General features: G+C 71.5%; 15 protein-coding genes. 1 reads left to right on the forward strand and 14 read right to left on the reverse strand.

Translation table 11 applies throughout. The features are described from left to right. Window positions 1–17: 17 nt before the first annotated feature. The 14 genes from OG974_RS10945 to OG974_RS11010 form a co-directional block, all read right to left on the reverse strand. The gene (locus OG974_RS10945; protein ID WP_327282501.1) at window positions 18–1,127 is read right to left on the reverse strand and encodes an aminopeptidase P family protein; all 1,110 of its coding nucleotides are present in this window, start codon (window positions 1,125–1,127) and stop codon (window positions 18–20) included. A 113-nt stretch (window positions 1,128–1,240) separates the two neighbouring features. After that, window positions 1,241–3,628, reverse strand: a complete 2,388-nt coding sequence (locus tag OG974_RS10950) for an excinuclease ABC subunit UvrA (protein ID WP_327282502.1) — start codon at window positions 3,626–3,628, stop codon at window positions 1,241–1,243. A gap of 65 nt (window positions 3,629–3,693) precedes the next feature. Beyond that, window positions 3,694–4,044, reverse strand: coding sequence for a VOC family protein (locus OG974_RS10955; protein ID WP_371646316.1), 351 nt, complete (start codon window positions 4,042–4,044; stop codon window positions 3,694–3,696). Window positions 4,045–4,187: 143 nt separating this feature from the next. Then, window positions 4,188–4,940, reverse strand: a complete 753-nt coding sequence (locus OG974_RS10960; RefSeq protein WP_327282504.1) for an AAA family ATPase — start codon at window positions 4,938–4,940, stop codon at window positions 4,188–4,190. Between the two features lie 80 nt (window positions 4,941–5,020). Continuing rightward, complete coding sequence (gene aroQ / locus OG974_RS10965; protein ID WP_327282505.1) at window positions 5,021–5,461, reverse strand: type II 3-dehydroquinate dehydratase; 441 nt, start codon at window positions 5,459–5,461, stop codon at window positions 5,021–5,023. Continuing rightward, window positions 5,458–6,549 (reverse strand): 3-dehydroquinate synthase, encoded by a 1,092-nt coding sequence (gene aroB / locus OG974_RS10970; RefSeq protein ID WP_327282506.1) that lies wholly within the window; start codon window positions 6,547–6,549, stop codon window positions 5,458–5,460. The genes aroQ and aroB overlap by 4 nt, the downstream gene beginning before the upstream one ends. Continuing rightward, complete coding sequence (locus tag OG974_RS10975; protein WP_327282507.1) at window positions 6,546–7,064, reverse strand: shikimate kinase; 519 nt, start codon at window positions 7,062–7,064, stop codon at window positions 6,546–6,548. Before OG974_RS10975 ends, aroB begins: the two co-directional genes overlap by 4 nt. After that, window positions 7,061–8,245 carry a chorismate synthase gene (gene aroC / locus OG974_RS10980; protein WP_327282508.1) on the reverse strand — a complete coding sequence of 395 codons (1,185 nt, stop codon included), beginning with the start codon at window positions 8,243–8,245 and terminating at the stop codon, window positions 7,061–7,063. Before aroC ends, OG974_RS10975 begins: the two co-directional genes overlap by 4 nt. 207 nt (window positions 8,246–8,452) lie before the next feature. Next, window positions 8,453–9,277, reverse strand: a complete 825-nt coding sequence (locus OG974_RS10985) for a shikimate dehydrogenase (protein ID WP_327282509.1) — start codon at window positions 9,275–9,277, stop codon at window positions 8,453–8,455. Beyond that, window positions 9,274–10,896, reverse strand: a complete 1,623-nt coding sequence (mltG, locus tag OG974_RS10990; protein ID WP_328762170.1) for an endolytic transglycosylase MltG — start codon at window positions 10,894–10,896, stop codon at window positions 9,274–9,276. Before mltG ends, OG974_RS10985 begins: the two co-directional genes overlap by 4 nt. A gap of 229 nt (window positions 10,897–11,125) precedes the next feature. Further along, complete coding sequence (gene ruvX, locus OG974_RS10995) at window positions 11,126–11,596, reverse strand: Holliday junction resolvase RuvX (protein WP_327282511.1); 471 nt, start codon at window positions 11,594–11,596, stop codon at window positions 11,126–11,128. Between the two features lie 2 nt (window positions 11,597–11,598). Then, window positions 11,599–14,268 (reverse strand): alanine--tRNA ligase, encoded by a 2,670-nt coding sequence (gene alaS, locus OG974_RS11000; protein WP_371646318.1) that lies wholly within the window; start codon window positions 14,266–14,268, stop codon window positions 11,599–11,601. Further along, window positions 14,268–14,609 (reverse strand): DUF6167 family protein, encoded by a 342-nt coding sequence (locus OG974_RS11005; RefSeq protein ID WP_327282513.1) that lies wholly within the window; start codon window positions 14,607–14,609, stop codon window positions 14,268–14,270. The genes alaS and OG974_RS11005 overlap by 1 nt, the downstream gene beginning before the upstream one ends. A gap of 8 nt (window positions 14,610–14,617) precedes the next feature. Beyond that, on the reverse strand, window positions 14,618–15,049 hold the full coding sequence (locus OG974_RS11010; RefSeq protein WP_327282514.1) for a DUF948 domain-containing protein: 432 nt from the start codon (window positions 15,047–15,049) through the stop codon (window positions 14,618–14,620). Window positions 15,050–15,196: 147 nt separating this feature from the next. Here OG974_RS11010 and OG974_RS11015 point away from each other — a divergent pair, with 147 nt between their 5' ends. Beyond that, a complete protein-coding gene (locus tag OG974_RS11015; RefSeq protein WP_327282515.1) occupies window positions 15,197–17,464 on the forward strand; it encodes an AAA family ATPase in 2,268 nt (755 codons plus the stop codon). Window positions 17,465–17,486: the final 22 nt, after the last annotated feature.

Below are 17,486 nucleotides of genomic sequence, written 5' to 3' on the forward strand. Positions count from 1 at the left end.
CAGTCCGCCGCGGCGGACTAGAGCGCGAGCAGCTCCTTGGTCGTAATGGTGAGTAGCTCGGGACCGCCGTCCGCCTCGGGGCGTACGACGAGCGTGTCATCGATCCGGACACCTCCCCGGCCCGGGAGGTGAACCCCCGGTTCGACGGTGACCGGCACGCAAGCGTCCAGTTTACCCATTGCCGTAGGTGCAAGCTGCGGGTCCTCGTCGATTTCGAGGCCGACACCGTGTCCGGTCGACGGAGCGAGGGCCTCACCGTGCCCTGCGGAGTCCAGTACGGAGCGCGCGGCGCGGTCGACCTCGCGGTACGCGGCACCGGGCACGAGCGCCTCGCGGCCCGCCCGCTGAGCCGCGAAGACGGCGTCGTAGAGCTCGATCTGCCAGTCGGCCGGGCTGGTGCCGATCACGAAGGTCCGGCCGATCTCACAGCGGTAGCCGCGGTAGTTGGCGCCGAGGCAGACGGATAGGAAGTCCCCTTCCTCGACGCGGCGGTCGGAGGGCCGGTGCCGGGAGCGGCCGGAGTTCGGCCCGGTACCGACGGAGGTCGGGAAGGCCGGCCCGTCGGCGCCGTGGTCGACCAGGCGGCGCTCCAGCTCCAGGGCCAGGTGGCGCTCGGTCCGACCCACCAGGATCGACTCCAGCAGCTCGCCGAGCGCCTGGTCGGCGATCTCCGCGGCGATCCGCAGGCAGGCGATCTCCTCCTCGTCCTTGACGAGGCGCTGCTGCTCCACGGCGGACCCCAGGTCGGCGAGCCGCAGCCCGGGGGCGACGGAGCACAGGGCCCGGTGGCGGGCGACGGTGAGGTGGTGCTCCTCGACGGCCAGCGACTCGGACCGCAGCGATCCGGCCATGTCGCCGGCCGCGACGGCGGCGTCGCTGCCGGGGCCGTCCAGTACGAAGAGCCTGAGCTGCTCGTCGAGGCGGCCCTCCTCGGCTTCGCCGCTGGGCGGGCCGACGGTGAAGAGCACGTCCTCGCCGCCCGGCCCGACGAGCAGGACGGCGCCCGGCGGGGAAGCTCCGGCGAGGTAGCGGACGTTCGCCGGACGCGTGATCAGTGCGGCGGCGTTCCCGGCGGCGGCACAGCGGTCGCGAAGCAGGCCCCTGCGGGCCGCGTACACGTCTGACATGTCTTCGAGCGTACGAGCGCCCCGCGCATCCGGCCTGGTGAGCGCATCCGTACGTGGGCGGGGCGGGGGCGGGCGGCGCCGCCCGTCCCCGCCCCCGCCCGGCCCGGAACCGGTCAGCTCCCGACGTACGCGGCGAGGTGCTCGCCGGTGCGGGTGGAACGGTCGGCGACCAGCTCGGCGGGGGTGCCCTCGAAGACGATCCGGCCGCCGTCGTGGCCCGCACCCGGCCCCAGGTCGATGATCCAGTCGGCGTGCGCCATGACCGCCTGGTGGTGCTCGACGACGATGACCGACTTCCCGGAGTCGACGAGCCGGTCGAGCAGACCGAGCAGCTGCTCGACGTCGGCGAGGTGCAGGCCGGCGGTGGGCTCGTCGAGCACGTAGACGCCACCCTTCTCGGCCATGTGGGTCGCCAGCTTGAGCCGCTGCCGCTCGCCGCCGGAGAGCGTCGTGAGCGGCTGCCCGATGGTGAGGTAGCCGAGGCCCACGTCGGCGAGGCGCGCGACGATGCGGTGCGCGGCCGGGAGGTGTCCTTCGCCGGCGCCGAAGAACTCCTCGGCCTCGGTCACCGACATCGCGAGGACCTCGCTGATGTCACGGCCGCCGAAGTGGTAGTCGAGGACCGATGCATCGAACCGCCTGCCCTCGCACTCCTCACAGGTCGAGGCGACCCCGGCCATCATCGCCAGATCCGTGTAGATGACACCGGCGCCGTTGCAGGTCGGGCAGGCGCCCTCGGAGTTGGCGCTGAACAGCGCAGGCTTCACCCCGTTGACCTTCGCGAACGCCTTGCGGATCGGGTCGAGCAGCCCGGTGTACGTCGCCGGATTGCTGCGCCGGGACCCCTTGATGGCTCCCTGGTCGACCGAGACGACGCCCGCGCCGGCCGCCCCCGACTGCCGGGGCAACGAGCCGTGCACGAGGGAGCTCTTGCCCGAGCCCGCGACGCCCGTGACGACCGCGAGGACCCCGAGCGGGATGTCGACGTCGACGTCGCGCAGGTTGTGGGCGGTGGCCCCCCGGATCTCCAGGGAGCCGGTGGGCTTGCGCACCGTCTCCTTGACCTTGGCCCGGTCGTCGAAGTGCCGGCCGGTGATGGTGCCGCCGGTGCGCAGTCCTTCGACGGTGCCCTCGAAGCAGACGGTGCCGCCCCCGGAACCGGCGCCGGGGCCGAGGTCGACGACGTGGTCGGCGATCGCGATCGTCTCCGGCTTGTGTTCCACGACGAGAACCGTGTTGCCCTTGTCCCGCAGCCGCAGCAGCAGGCCGTTCATCCGCTGGATGTCGTGGGGGTGCAGGCCGGTGGTGGGCTCGTCGAAGACGTACGTGACGTCGGTGAGCGAGGAGCCGAGGTGCCGGATCATCTTCACGCGCTGCGCCTCGCCGCCCGACAGCGTGCCCGACGGCCGGTCGAGGGAGAGGTAGCCGAGGCCGATCTCCACGAACGAGTCGAGGGTCCCCAGGAGCGTCGCGAGCAGCGGCCCCACGGAGGGCTCGTCGAGTCCGCGGATCCATTCGGCCAGGTCCCGGACCTCCATCGCGCACAGGTCGGCGATGTTCTTGCCCTTGATCTTCGAGGAGCGCGCGCCCTCGTTGAGGCGGGTGCCCTCGCAGTCGGGGCAGGTGGTGAAGGTGACGGCCCGCTCCACGAACGCCCGGACGTGCGGCTGCATGGACTCCTTGTCCTTGGACAGCATCGACTTCTGGACGCGCGGGATCAGGCCCTCGTACGTCATGTTGATGCCCGCGATCTTCATGCGGGTCGGTTCGCGGTGGAGGAGGTCCTGCAGTTCCTTCTTGGTGAACTTGGCGATCGGTTTGTCCGGGTCGAAGAAGCCCGACTCGATGTAGAGGCGGGAGTTCCAGCCGCCCCCGGTGTACCCGGGGATCGTGAACGCGCCCTCGTTCAGGGACTTGGAGTCGTCGTAGAGCTGTGTCAGGTCGATGTCGGTGACCGCGCCCCGGCCTTCGCAGCGCGGGCACATGCCTCCGGTGATGCTGAAGCTGCGCCTCTCCTTGACCTCCTGGCCGGCGCGCCGGACGGTGACCGCGCCGGCGCCGCTGATCGAGGCGACGTTGAAGGAGAACGCCTTGGCCGAGCCGATGTGCGGCGTGCCGAGCCGGCTGAAGAGGATGCGCAGCATGGCGTTGACGTCGGTGGCGGTACCGACCGTGGAGCGCGGGTCCCCGCCCATCCGCTGCTGGTCGACGGTGATCACCGTGGTCAGACCGTCGAGTACGTCGGCCTCGGGGCGGGCCAGGGTCGGCATGAAGCCCTGCACGAAGGCGCTGTACGTCTCGTTGATCAGCCGCTGCGACTCCGCGGCGATCGTGTCGAACACCAGCGAGCTCTTGCCCGAGCCGGAGACACCGGTGAACACCGTCAGCCGGCGCTTGGGGATCTCGATGCTGACGTCCTTGAGGTTGTTCACGCGCGCGCCGTGCACGCGGATCAGGTCGTGGCTGTCGGCATCGTGCGGTGCGGGCCTGGCCTTGCTCATCGTGTCTCCGTCCGTCGGGTCGGGCAGCGTGGCTCGATCCAACCAGCTGCGCTGGGCGTGCTCACTCACTGGTCCTGGAGCAGCCCGAGAACGTTGCCGTCGGGGTCGGTGAAGGTGGCCACGAGGCGCCCGCCGCCGACGTCGTGCGCGGCGTCCTTCACGGTGGCGCCCGCGGCGGTCACCTCGGCCAGCTTGGCCTCGATGTCCGGCACGTGCCAGTACGCGACCGGAGAGGCCATCCCCTGTGCGGCGCCGCCGGGGACGAGCCCGATGTGCTGGCCGCCGACCTCGAAGCCGACGTAGTACGGCTCGTCGGTCTGCGGCTTCACGCCGAGCAGCGCGGTGTACACGTCCTTGGCGGCGGCCAGGTCGGAGACGGGGTGCAGAACGGTCTTGATGCCGAGGGTGGAAGACATGGTCACTCCTGGGGTGAGGGGTCCGGGAACCGCCTCGTGGCGGCCCCGATGTCCATGCCGATCACGCTAGCCGCGGCATCGGCCCCCACGCTTCTCGAATCCTGATCGGTCCGCGGCACCAGCCGGGAACTCTTTGGCGCGCCCTAGAAGGCGGGGGTGCCGAGGGTGCGGGCGAGGGCTTCGTCGAGGGCTCGGGAGGTGGCTTCCACGTCCAGGTCCGAGTTGTCGATGATGGGCAGGCCGGAGCCGTACCAGCCCGCCATCCGACCGTGGATCCGGGCGACCTCCTCGTCCGAGAGGCGCCGGTTCCCCGAGCGGGCCGCGTTGCGCTCCAGGACGATCTCCAGGCCGGGCAGGAGGACGACCGGCAGCAGGGCGGGGCCGACGTGGCGCTTCCAGCCGCCGAGGCCGACCACCGGCCGGTCCGGGAAGACGGCGTCGTCGAGGATGCAGGAGATCCCGTTGGCCAGGAAGTTGCGGGCGGCGAAGCCGCAGGTGCGGCGGGCCAGGCGGTACTGGGCTTCCGAGTGGTCGTTCCAGCCCGCCTGGGGGTCGGCGAAGCCCGAGCACACCCATTCGCGGACGTCGTCGAGGCTCACGTGTGCGGTGGGCACCGGCCGGGTGCTCGCCCAGTGCCGGGCCACCGTGGTCTTGCCCGCGCCCGCCGGGCCGATCAGCAGCACGGCCAGGGTGGCCCCGCCGGTACCGGCCACCGCGGGCGGCAGCGGAATGTGCCCCGTGGCCTCCGGGCCGGGGGGCGGTCCCTGCGGCGGCGCGGCCGGCGGCACCGGCACCGGCCACCCCTGTGCAGGGGGTATGGGCGGTTGCGGGGGCACGGCCGGATGATGCCCCGGATGCCCCCAGCCCGCGCTACCGCCCCCCACTCCGTGCTGCATCCGCTGCCACTCCGTCTCGTTCCACCGACTGATGCGAGAACGTTATATGACCACGGGGGCCGGGCCTCCCACCAGCACCGTCAGAGCGCGACTTCGTCCGCCAGTGCGTGCAGCGCCAGCCGGTACGAGCCAATGCCGAAGCCCGCCACCGTGCCGGTCGCCACGGAGGCGATGACCGACGTGTGCCGGAACTCCTCGCGGGCGTACGGGTTCGAGATGTGCACCTCGATCAGCGGCGCGGTGCGCTGCGCCGCCGCGTCCCGCATGGCATACGAGTAGTGCGTGAAGGCACCCGGGTTGATCACGACCGGAATCTTGCCGTCCGCCGCCTCGTGCAGCCAGCGCACGAGCTCGCCCTCATCGTTGGTCTCGCGGACCTCGACGTCGAAGCCGAGTTCCGCGCCCAGCGAGCGGCAGCTCTCCACGAGCCCGGTGTACGAGGTGGCCCCGTACACGTCGGGCTCGCGCGACCCGAGCCGGCCCAGGTTCGGGCCGTTCAGCACCAACACCTTGCGGCTCACGCGGACACCTCGCCGTACGCGGCGATCAGGTGGGCCGGGTCGGGGCCCTCCAGGACGGTGGGCTTGCCCAAGCCGTCCAGGACGATGAAGCGCAGCAGGTTGCCGCGGGACTTCTTGTCGACCTGCATGGTCTGCAGCAGCTTGGGCCACTGGTCGCCGCGGTAGGTCAGCGGCAGCCCGACGGCGGCCAGGATCTCCCGGTGCCGGTCGGCCGTCGCGTCGTCGAGGCGGCCCGCGAGCCGGCCGAGCTCGGCCGCGAAGACCATGCCGACCGACACGGCGGCGCCGTGCCGCCACTTGTAGCGCTCGTTCTTCTCGATGGCGTGCGCGAGGGTGTGCCCGTAGTTGAGGATCTCCCGCAGGCCCGATTCCTTCAGGTCGCTGGAGACGACGTCCGCCTTGACCTGGATCGAGCGCACGATGAGTTCCGCGGTGTGCGGGCCGTCGGGCGTGCGGGCCGCCGCCGGGTCCTCCTCGATGAGGTCGAGGATCACCGGGTCGGAGATGAACCCGGCCTTGATGATCTCGGCGAGGCCGCTGACATAGTCGTTGACGGGCAGCGAGTCCAGCGCGGCCAGGTCGCACAGGACGCCGGCCGGCGGGTGGAAGGAGCCGACCAGGTTCTTGCCCTCGGCGGTGTTGATGCCGGTCTTGCCGCCGACGGCCGCGTCGACCATCGCCAGGACGGTGGTCGGTACGGCGATCCAGCGCACCCCGCGCAGCCAGGTGGCCGCGACGAAGCCCGCGAGGTCGGTGGTGGCGCCGCCGCCGACGCCGACGATCACGTCGGTGCGGGTGAAGCCGGACTGGCCGAGGGCCTTCCAGCAGTACGCGGCGACCTCGACCGTCTTGGCCTCCTCGGCGTTCGGCACCTGGATGGCGACCGCCTCGTAGCCCTGCTCGGCCAGGTCGTCGCGCAGCGCCTCGCCGGTCGAGGCCAGCGCCTCGGGGTGGATCACGGCGACCCGCTGGGCCTTCGTACCGATCAGTGTGCCGAGCTCGCCGAGCAGCTGCCGGCCGACCAGCACGTCGTACGCTTCGTGTCCGGCGCTGGCGCCGACCTGGATCCGCGTCACCTGGTCTGTCATACGTCCTTCAACTCCAGAGCGTCGAGGACCGCCTGGGCGACCTCTTCGGGGGTGCGGTCGTCGGTGGCCACGACGACGCGCGCGACTTCGGTGTACAGGGGGCGGCGGGCTTCCATCAGTTCGCGCCACTGGCGGCGCGGGTTGACGGCGAGCAGCGGGCGCGCTGCGCCCAGGCCGACGCGCCGGACGGCTTCCTCGACGTCCATCGACAGGTAGGCGACGGGCAGGCCGGCCAGCAACTCCCGGGTGCCCGCGTCGAGGACGGCGCCGCCGCCGAGGGCGAGGATTCCGGTGTGCTCGGCGAGGGCGGCGGCGACCGCCTGCCGCTCCAGCTCACGGAAGTACGGCTCGCCCTCGTCGACGAAGAGGTCCGAGATCTCGCGGCCCTGGGCCGCGACGATGTCGGCGTCGGTGTCCCGGTAGGGGACGCCGAGCCGTTCGGCGAGCAGCGACCCCACCGTGGACTTGCCGGAGCCCATGGGCCCGACGAGGACGACCAGTGGCCGGCCCGTCACCGGATCTGCAGGTTGTCGAGGTAGGACTGGACGTTGCGGCGGGTCTCGGGGACCGAGTCGCCGCCGAACTTCTCGACCAGGGCGTCGGCGAGCACGAGCGCGACCATGGCCTCGGCGACGATGCCCGCGGCGGGCACGGCGCAGACGTCGGAGCGCTGGTGGTGCGCGGCGGCGGCCTCGCCGGTCGCCACGTCGATCGTGGCGAGGGCCTTCGGGACCGTCGCGATGGGCTTCATGGCGGCCCGTACGCGCAGCAGCTCGCCGGTGGTCAGGCCGCCCTCGGTGCCGCCGGAGCGGCCGGAGGTGCGCTTGATGCCCTCGGGGGTGGAGACGATCTCGTCGTGCGCCTGCGAGCCGGGCACGCGGGCCAGCTCGAAGCCGTCGCCGACCTCGACGCCCTTGATGGCCTGGATGCCCATGAGGGCGGCGGCGAGGCGGGCGTCGAGGCGGCGGTCCCAGTGGACGTGGGAGCCGAGGCCGACGGGCACGCCGTAGGCGAGGACCTCGACGACGCCGCCGAGGGTGTCGCCGTCCTTGTGGGCCTGGTCGATCTCCGCGACCATCGCCTTCGACGCGTCGGCGTCGAGGCAGCGCACCGGGTCGGCGTCGAGCTTCTCGACGTCGGCGGGGGTCGGGTAGACGCCGTAGGGGGCCTTGGCCGAGGCGAGCTCCACAACGTGGGAGACGATCTCGATGCCGGCGGCCTCCTTGAGGAAGGACCGGGCGACGGCGCCGAGGGCGACACGGGCCGCCGTCTCACGGGCGCTGGCGCGCTCCAGGATCGGACGGGCCTCGGAGAAGCCGTACTTCTGCATGCCCGCGAGGTCTGCGTGGCCGGGGCGGGGGCGGGTCAGCGGCGCGTTGCGGCCGGTTTCCTTGAGTAGCGAGGGGTCGACCGGGTCGGCCGACATGACGGTCTCCCACTTCGGCCACTCGGTGTTGCCGATCATCACTGCGACCGGGGAACCCTGCGAGAGCCCGTGGCGGACACCGCCGAGGAAGGTGATCTCGTCCTGCTCGAACTTCATCCGGGCACCGCGGCCATAGCCGAGCCGGCGCCGGGCCAGGTGGTCCGCCACCAGCTCGGTGGTGACCGGGACGCCGGCGGGAAGGCCCTCCAGCGTGGCCACCAGTGCCGGTCCGTGCGACTCTCCCGCGGTCAGCCAACGCAACCTGCTCAACGATGCTCCTCATGCTCGCGCCTGGTACTGCGGTGGCGCGGCCGGGTGCTCGGCCCGGACCCGCCACACCCGATCCTCCCATGTCCGGGCCGGTGCACCGCCCTCCGGTCCAGCTGGCGGACGGTGGTGCACCCGTGGCAACCCTGGCGGGTCGGGCCCCGCACGAGCAAGATCGACCCGCTCAGTGCATCAGGTGTGCGGCGGGAATCAGTGACGGGTGCGCAGCGCGGCCTCGCCCGCGGCCCGCATGGCGGCCAGCGGGGCGGTGTGGCGGCCGGTCATCTGCTCGACCTGGAGCACCGCCTGGTGGACGAGGAGGTCCAACCCGCCGAGCAGCCGGCCGTCGTGCTGCGACCAGGACGCCGCGAGGGCGGTCGGCCACGGGTCGTACAGCACGTCGAACAGGGTTCCCGCCCCGCCGGCCGGTACGTGGTCCGCCAGCCAGTCCGTGGCGCGTGCCGGGGTGGTCGCGATGACCAGCGGTGCACCGAGCCCGTCCGCGGCGTCCGCCCAGTCGGCCGTGCGGACGGCCACGTCCAGGCGCTCGCCCCACTCCTGCATCTCGTCGGCGCGGGCCTTGGAGCGTACGTACACCGTGACCTCGCCGGAGCAGATCCGGGCGAGCGCGGCCAGCGCGGAGGAGGCGGTGGCACCGGCACCGAGGATGGTGGCGCTCCCCACCTCGTCGACACCGCGCTCGTGGAGCGCGGAGACGATCCCGGGGATGTCGGTGTTGTCACCGAGGCGCCTGCCGTCCTTGGTCAGGACGACCGTGTTGACCGCCTCGACCGAGGCGGCGGTGTCGCTGATGCCGTCGAGCAGCGGGATGATCGCGCGCTTGAGCGGCATCGTCAGGGACAGCCCGGCCCACTCGGGGCCGAGGCCGGCGACGAACTGCGGGAGCGCGGCCTCGTCTATCTCGAAACGGTCGTACGACCAGTCGTCGAGGCCGAGCTCCTGGTAGGCGGCGCGGTGCAGCACCGGTGAGAGGGAGTGCTCGATCGGTGAACCGAGCACGGCTGCGCGTATCACTGCCCTGCTGCCTTCTTCCGTTCCTCTTCGTACCGCTGGCGGTTCCGGTTGTGCTCTTCGTTCGTCACGGCGAAGAGCGTCTCGTTCTCGTTCACCGACACGAAGTAGTACCACGGGCCGGTGGCCGGGTTGATCGCCGACTTGAGTGCGTCGGGGCCCGGGTTGCCGATCGGTCCGGCCGGCAGGCCCTTGATCTTGTAGGTGTTGTACGGGTCGTCGATCTTGCGGAGGTCGTTGACTGAACCGACGTCCAGGGTGCTCGAACCCTTGATGTAGTTGACCGTGGAGTCGAAGTCGAGCAGACCGTAGGTCTCGGTGTTGCCCGGCTTGAGCCGGTTGTAGACGACCCGGGAGATCTTGTCGAAGTCGTGCTGGTACTTGCCCTCGGCCTGGACGAGGCTCGCGACGGTGACGAGCTGGAGCGGGTTCGCCAGGCCCAGCTTCGACGCCTGCCCCTTGAGGTCGGCGCTCGCGTAGGCCTGGTTGGACTTGGTGACCATCTGCTTGAGCATCGACTCGGGGGTCGCGTCCTTGCTGAGGTCGTAGCGGGCCGGGTAGAGGAATCCTTCCAGCGGGTCCTTGATGTCCTTGTTGCTGTTGGCCCAGTCGGGCAGACCGAGGTTCTTCGCCTCCTTGACGGCGATGTCCTTGGTCGTGCCCTCCTTGAGCTTGAGCTTCTCGTCGATGGCCTTGTAGACCTGGGCGTTCTTCCAGCCGGGAATGACGTCGAGGGCGTTGATTCCGGCGCCGTTGACCATGAGGTCTACGGCCGCCTTGCCCGACATGTGCTCCTTCATCACGTAGGAGCCCGCCTGGATCGCGCCGCCCTTGGGGTTGGCCTTGGCGGCGGCGACGAACGCGTCCGCGCTCTTGACGACCCCGTGCGCCTTGAGGATGCGGCCCATCTCGCCGATGCCGGTGTTCTTGGGGATGTCGATGGAGACCGAGCCCTCGCCCTCGCCGGCGTAGTCCTCGCCGGTGGTGAACTTGGACTTGATGTAGTCGTAGCCGTAGTAGCCGCCACCGCCGAGGACGGCCACGATCACCACGGCTGCGATCAGGCACGCCGCGCCCTTGCGGCCCTTGGGCTTGCCCTTCGAGCGGCCGCGGCGCCCGCCGCCGTCCGGCTCCTCGGAATCGTCTTCGCCGCCGGGCAGGATCGAGGAGGCCTCCTCGGCCGGTTCCTCGGCGTATTCCGGTTCCGGTTCCTCTTCGGCGACCAGGTGGCGGCGGCCCGGGGGCTGCGGCGGCGGGTACGCCTCGGCCGTGCCGTAGAGGTCGGGGGCCTCGCCCGGGTAGCCGCCGACGGGCTGCTGGGCGTACGGGTCCGCGCCCAGGTACGGGTCGGCCTGCGGGACGGCGGCGTACGGGGTCTGGCCGGTGTCCCAGCCCTGGCCGTCGTAAACCGGCTGCTGGGGCTGCTGGGGCTGCTGGGGCTGCCCGTGCATCTGCTGCTGGTGCGCCTGGTGGGGCTGCTGCGGGGCATAACCCTGCTGCTGCCCCGGGTACTGCCCCTGCTGCACGTACTGCCCTTGCTGCACGTACTGCTGGTACTGCGGGTCCTGCTGGTACTGCGGCTCCTGCGGATACTGCTGCTGGGGGCCACCTGCGTAGGGCATCTGAGCCTGCTGGGCCTCGTGCCCGGTCCACCCCTGGTCCCCGTACAAGGGGTCCTCGGGGTGCCACGGTTCGGGGCCACGGCCCCGGCCATACTCAGTCATCGGTCCCCTAGAGCCGCGAGACGGAGGCAACGGCTACGTCCGCCGCGGCACCCGGTTCCGCCTCTGAAGTGGTGGGCGACGACTGTTCGAATGCCGCCGCATCGCGCGGAACGTTACCGTATCGCGATCAGACAACCACTTCGACGCACTCACCGGGCGGATTACCTGATACCCGTTCGGTCTCAAGAGCGTTCTGAAGGATCACCACAGCGGCCGCCTGGTCGATCACCGAACGGCCCTTCTTCGCGTTCCTCCCCGAGGCCCGCAGCCCCTGGGCGGCGGTGACCGTGGTCATCCGCTCGTCCACCAGACGGACCGTCACCGGCTTGATCCCCTTGGCGAGTTCCGTGGCGAAGACGCGCACCTTGGCCGCGGCCGGCCCCTCCCGCCCGCTGAGCGAGCGGGGCAGGCCGACCACGACTTCCAGGGGTTCGTATTCCTCGACGAGCTGCCGCAGCCGCCGGTGGGCGAAGGGGATGTCCCGGCCCGGAACGGTTTCCACCGGTGTGGCCAACACCCCGTCGGGGTCGCAGGAGGCGACCCCGATCCGGGCGTCCCCGACATCGATGGCCAGACGGCGGCCGCGGCGCAGAGTCATGGTCAGACCGTCTCGACGACGAGGCGCTCGACCGCGGCGATGGCCTCGGGGATGGCGGCCGGGTTCTGGCCGCCGCCCTGGGCCACGTCCGGCTTGCCGCCACCGCCGCCACCGAGGGTCTTGGCGGCGGTGCGGACCAGGTCACCGGCCTTGAGACCGCGCTCGCGGGCGGCCTCGTTGGTGGCGATGACGGTCAGCGGGCGGTCGTTCGCCGTGGTGAACAGGGCCACGACGGCCGGCCGGTCGCCCTGGATGCGGCCGCGGACGTCGAGGACCAGCTTGCGCAGGTCGTCGGCGCCGGTGCCGTCCGGGACGGTGCCGACGACGAGGGCGACGCCGTGGATGTCCTGGGCGTTCGCGGCGAGACCGGCGGCGGCCTGGAGGACCTTCTCCGCGCGGAACTTCTCGATCTCCTTCTCGGCGTCCTTCAGCTTGCCGAGCATGGAGGCGATCTTCTCCGGCAGCTCCTCGGGACGGCCCTTGACCAGCTCCTGGAGCTGGGAGACGACCGTGTGCTCCTTGGCGAGGAAGTTGTACGCGTCCACGCCGACGAGGGCCTCGACGCGGCGCACGCCGGAGCCGATGGAGGACTCGCCGAGCAACTTCACCAGACCCAGCTGGGCGGTGTTGCCGACGTGCGTACCGCCGCACAGCTCCTTGGAGAAGTCGCCGATGGTCACGACGCGCACGCGCTCGCCGTACTTCTCGCCGAACTCGGCGATGGCGCCCTGCTTCTTCGCCTCGTCGATGCTCATGATCTCGGCGGTGACGTCGAGCTCGCGGGAGAGCACGTCGTTGATCTTCTGCTCGACGTCGGTGAGGACCGTGCCGGGGACGGCGTTCGGCGAGCCGAAGTCGAAGCGGAAGCGACCGGGCGAGTTCTCGGAACCGGCCTGGGCGGCCGTCGGGCCGAGGGCGTCGCGCAGCGCCTGGTGGGTCAGGTGCGTGGCCGAGTGGGCGCGGGCGATGGCCCGGCGGCGGTTCACGTCGATGGCGGCGTACGCGGAGGCGCCCACCGTCACCTCGCCGACCTGGACGGAGCCCTTGTGCACGGAGACGCCCGGGACGGGCTGCTGCACGTCGCGGACGACGATGACGGCGCCCGAGTCGAGCTTGATGCGGCCCTGGTCGGCGAGCTGGCCGCCGCCCTCTGCGTAGAACGGGGTGCGGTCGAGGACGACCTCGACGTCGTCACCCTCGGAGGCGGCGGGCGCGGAGACGCCGTTGACCAGCAGGCCGACGATCGTGGACTCGCCCTGGTTGGTGGCGTAGCCGGTGAACTCGGTGCCGCCGGAGTTGTCGGCGATCTCCCGGTAGGCGGACATGTCCGCGTGGCCGGTCTTCTTGGCCTTGGCGTCGGCCTTGGCCCGGTCGCGCTGCTCCTGCATGAGGCGGCGGAAGCCGGGCTCGTCCACGGAGAGGCCCTGTTCGGCGGCCATCTCCAGGGTGAGGTCGATCGGGAAGCCCCAGGTGTCGTGGAGCAGGAACGCCTTGTCGCCGGCCAGGACCGTGCCGCCGGCGGCCTTGGTCTCGGTCACGGCGGTGTCGAGGATGTTCGTGCCGCCCTTGACGGCCTTGAGGAAGGCGGCCTCTTCGGCGAGCGCGACGGTCTCGATGCGCTTGCGGTCGGTGACGAGCTCCGGGTACTGCTGGCCCATCGTGTCGATCACGACGTCGACCAGGGCCTGGACGACGGGGCCCGTGGCGCCCATGAGGCGCATGTTGCGGATGGCGCGGCGCATGATGCGGCGCAGCACGTAGCCGCGACCCTCGTTGCCGGGCGTGACGCCGTCGCCGATGAGCATGACGGAGGTGCGGATGTGGTCGGCGACCACGCGCATCGACACGTCGGTGTTCTGGGCGGCGCCGTAGCGCACGCCGGTGAGCTCGGTGGCCTTGTCCATGACCACGCGCAGGGTGTCGGTCTCGTACATGTTCTGCACGCCCTGCAGGATCATCGCGAGGCGTTCGAGGCCGAGACCGGTGTCGATGTTCTTCGACGGCAGGTCGCCGAGGATCGGGAAGTCTTCCTTCCCGTCGCCGGCGCCGCGCTCGTACTGCATGAAGACCAGGTTCCAGATCTCCACGTAGCGCTCGTCGTTGACGGCGGGGCCGCCCTCGACGCCGAACTCGGGGCCGCGGTCGTAGTTGATCTCCGAGCAGGGGCCGCAGGGACCCGGGACGCCCATGGACCAGAAGTTGTCCTTCTTGCCCAGGCGCTGGATGCGCTCGGCGGGCACGCCGATCACGTCGCGCCAGATCGTCTCGGCCTCGTCGTCGTCGAGGTAGACGGTGATCCAGAGCTTCTCCGGCTCCAGGCCGTAGCCGCCGTCCGCCACGGAGCTGGTGAGCAGCTCCCAGGCGTACTTGATGGCGCCTTCCTTGAAGTAGTCGCCGAAGGAGAAGTTGCCGCACATCTGGAAGAACGTGCCGTGGCGGGTGGTCTTGCCGACCTCTTCGATGTCCGGCGTACGGACGCACTTCTGCACGCTGGTGGCCCGGGGGGCCGGCGGCTTGGTCTCGCCGAGGAAGTACGGCTTGAACGGGACCATGCCCGCGTTGACCAGCAGCAGAGTCGGGTCGTCCGCGATGAGCGACGCCGAAGGGACAACGGCATGACCGCGCTCCTCGAAGAAGCTCAGCCAGCGGCGGCGGATTTCAGCCGACTCCATCAGTGGTCCTCATTCCGGTTGTACGAAAAATTCGGGTGGGTGGTCTTGTGGTTCTGGATGGCCCGCATCCGCCGCGGCCCGGGGAGGGCGGTGACGTTGTCGGGCCGATCGGGATCCTGGTGCAATCCCAGTGCGTCGTTCAGCTCGTCCTCGCGCTGCGACATTCCCGCCTTCACGTCGAGGGCGAAGTCCTTGAGGCGGTGACCGGCCTCCACGGCCTTGTCGGCGGCCTGGGCGGCGAGGCTCTCCGGTGTCAGCTTCTTGAGCTGGCGGTTGACCTTGGTGGTGGCCCACACGCCGGCGGCTGCGCCTGCGGTGAACCAGAAGGCTCGGCGGAACATCGGAGGTTTCAGCCCTTCTGCTTCCGGCGCCGGGCGGCCGGCACCGTACGGCCAACGATCACGCTGCGCCGGGACGCCTTCCGCGGCGCCTCTTCCGTGTTCTTGCCCAGCGCCTTGCGGACGCCGTAGCCGAAGGCGGCGACCTTGACCAGCGGCCCGCCGAAGGTGGAGGCCACGGTGGAGGACAGGGCGGAGGCGTTCGAGGTGACTTCCTGGACGTCGCTCGCGATGGCGTCGACCCGGTCGAGCTGGGTGCGTGCGGAGCGGACGGTGGTGGAGGCGTCCGCGAGCAGCGGGACGGCCTGGTCGGTCACGTCGGCCACCAGCTTGGTGGTCGCCTTGAGCACCTGGGCCAGCCTCACCAGTACCACGGCGAGGAAGGAGACCAGGATGGCCCAGAAGACGGCCACGAGGATCCCGGCCACCTCTCCACCGGACACGTTGCACCGCTCTCTGCCTGTTGATCACTACGTGGAAAAGTCGTTCTCCGACCCTATCGCGCCGGAGATCCACCGCAGTACCGCAATTCACGGCCCAGCGGATCCGCCTTGTACGCAGCGCATCCGGACCAGTACCCTCCGTGTCCCATGCGACAGAGGCCCGTTCGACAAAGGACCTGCGGCAATCTTCCCGCGGAGCTGAGCAGCTTCGTCGGGCGAGGTGCGGAACTCGCCGAGGTGGGGAGGCTGCTGGAGGCCTCGCGACTGGTCACCGTGACCGGCGTGGGCGGGGTGGGCAAGTCCCGGCTGGCCCTGGCGGCGGCCCGGGAGGCCGCCGAGGCAGCGTCCGGGGCGGTGTCCGGGGCGACCTCCGGGCCGGCTTCGGAGACGGGCGATACGGCGCAGGAACGCTACTGCGACGGCGTCTGGCTGGCCGAGCTGTCCTGCGTACGCGATCCGGCACTGCTCGAACTCACGCTGGCGGAGTCGCTCGGGCTCACCGACCACACCACGCGACCGCCGCGGACCGTCCTGACCGAGCACCTCGCCGAGCGGCGGCTGCTGCTGGTCCTCGACGGGTTCGAGCAGCTCGTCGAGGAGACCGCCGAGCTGGTGCGGGAGCTGCTGCGCCGCTCCCCCGGCCTGCGGGTGCTGGCTGCCGGGCGGCGGCCGCTGGACCTCCGGGGGGAACGGACCTTCCCGCTGGCCCCGCCGGTCCCCGAGGAGGCCCTGGAGCTGCTGGCCGAGCGGGCGGCGGCCGCCGATCCGGGCTTCGCCGTGACCGGCGCCAACCGGCCCGCACTGGTGGAGCTGTGCGCCCGGCTCGACGGGATCCCGCTGGCGCTGGAGCTGGCGGCGGGACGGCTGCGGGCGCTGTCGCCGGAGCAGGTGCTGACGCGGTTGGAGGACCGTTTCGCGCTGCTGACGGGCTCGGCGCGCGGGGTCCTGCCCCGGCACCGGGCGCTGCGTACGGCGATCGGCTGGAGCCACGAGCTGTGCACGGCGCGGGAGCGGTTGCTGTGGGCCCGGCTGTCGGTGTTCGCCGGGCACTTCGACCTCGATGCCGCCGAGTACGTGTGCGCGGGGCCGGACCTGCCGGTGGAGTCCGTGCTGGACGTGCTCGGGGAGCTCCTCGCCCAGTCGCTGCTGGCCCGGGAGGAGACGGCGGCCGGGGTGCGCTACCGGATGCTGGAGACCGTGCGGGTGTACGGGGCGGGGTGGCTGGAGTCCCTCGGCGACGCCACACGGCTGCGGCGGCGCCACCGGGACTGGTACACGGGGCTGGCCACCTGGTGCGAGCTGGACTGGTTCGGTCCGCGCCAGCAGGAGGTGGCGGCGCTGGTGGAGGCGGAGCTGCCGAATCTGCGGCTGGCGCTGGAGTGCTGCCTGGAGGAGCCGGACGAGCTCCACCTGGGGCAGTACCTGGCCGGGACGCTGTGGTTCTACTGGGCCGGGTGCGGCCGGCTCACCGAGGGCCGGTACTGGCTGGACCGGATGCTGGAGCCCGGCCCGGCCGCGTCGGAACACGTGGGGTCGCGGCTGAAGGCGCTGTGGGTGCTCGGCTACGTGGCGGCCCTCCAGGGCGATGCGGTGGCCTCGATGAGCGCCCTGTACGAGTGCCGGGACGGGGCGGCGCGGACCGGGAACGCGGTGGCGGCGGCGTACGCGGTGCACCGGCTGGGCTGCTTGGCGCTGGTCTCCGACGACATGCCGCGGGCCGGTGAGCTGCTGGGCTCGGCGCTGGAGCAGTACCGGGAGGCCGGGGAGCTGAACAGCAACGTGCTGATGTGCCAGGTGGAGCTGGCGATGGCGCTGGCCTTCCAGGGGGATCTGGCGGGTGCGCTGTCGCTGTGCCGGGAGGTCCGGGACATCTGCGAGGAGCGCGGGGAGCGCTGGACGAAGGCGTACGCCCTCTACGTCCTCGCGTACGCGGCCCTGGACGCGGCGGACACGGCCGGGGCGCGGCTCCTGCTGACCGAGTGCGTGACGATCAACCACGCCTTCCGCGACCTGGTCGGGCTGGCGCTCGCGGTGGAGCTGCTGGCCCTGGTCACGGCGGCCGAGGACCGTCCGGCCGAGGCGGCGGTGCTCCAGGGTGCGGCCGAGCCGATGTGGGACGGGGTGGGCCTGCAGCTGTTCGGCTCGGGGTACTTCAACGCCCCGCGGCTGATGTGCCGCGAGCGGGCGGGTGAGGTGCTGGGCGCGGACCGGTACGCAGCGTGCGCGCGGCACGGCCGGAGCCTGTCGCTCGACGAGCTGGTCGAGCGGGCACTGCGGATGCCCGAGCCGGTGCCGGCGGCGCCGGAACGGCTGCCGCGGCCGCGGTCCGGGGAGACGGGCAGGGCGGCGGGCGCGGTGGGCCGCCCGGACAACAGGAAGCCCGCCGGCTCCCCCAAGGGGGAACCGGCGGGCTGACCAGCCTGTGAGGCTACGTCCG

Source organism: Streptomyces sp. NBC_00597, from assembly GCF_041431095.1.
Classification (GTDB): Bacteria; Actinomycetota; Actinomycetes; order Streptomycetales; family Streptomycetaceae; genus Streptomyces.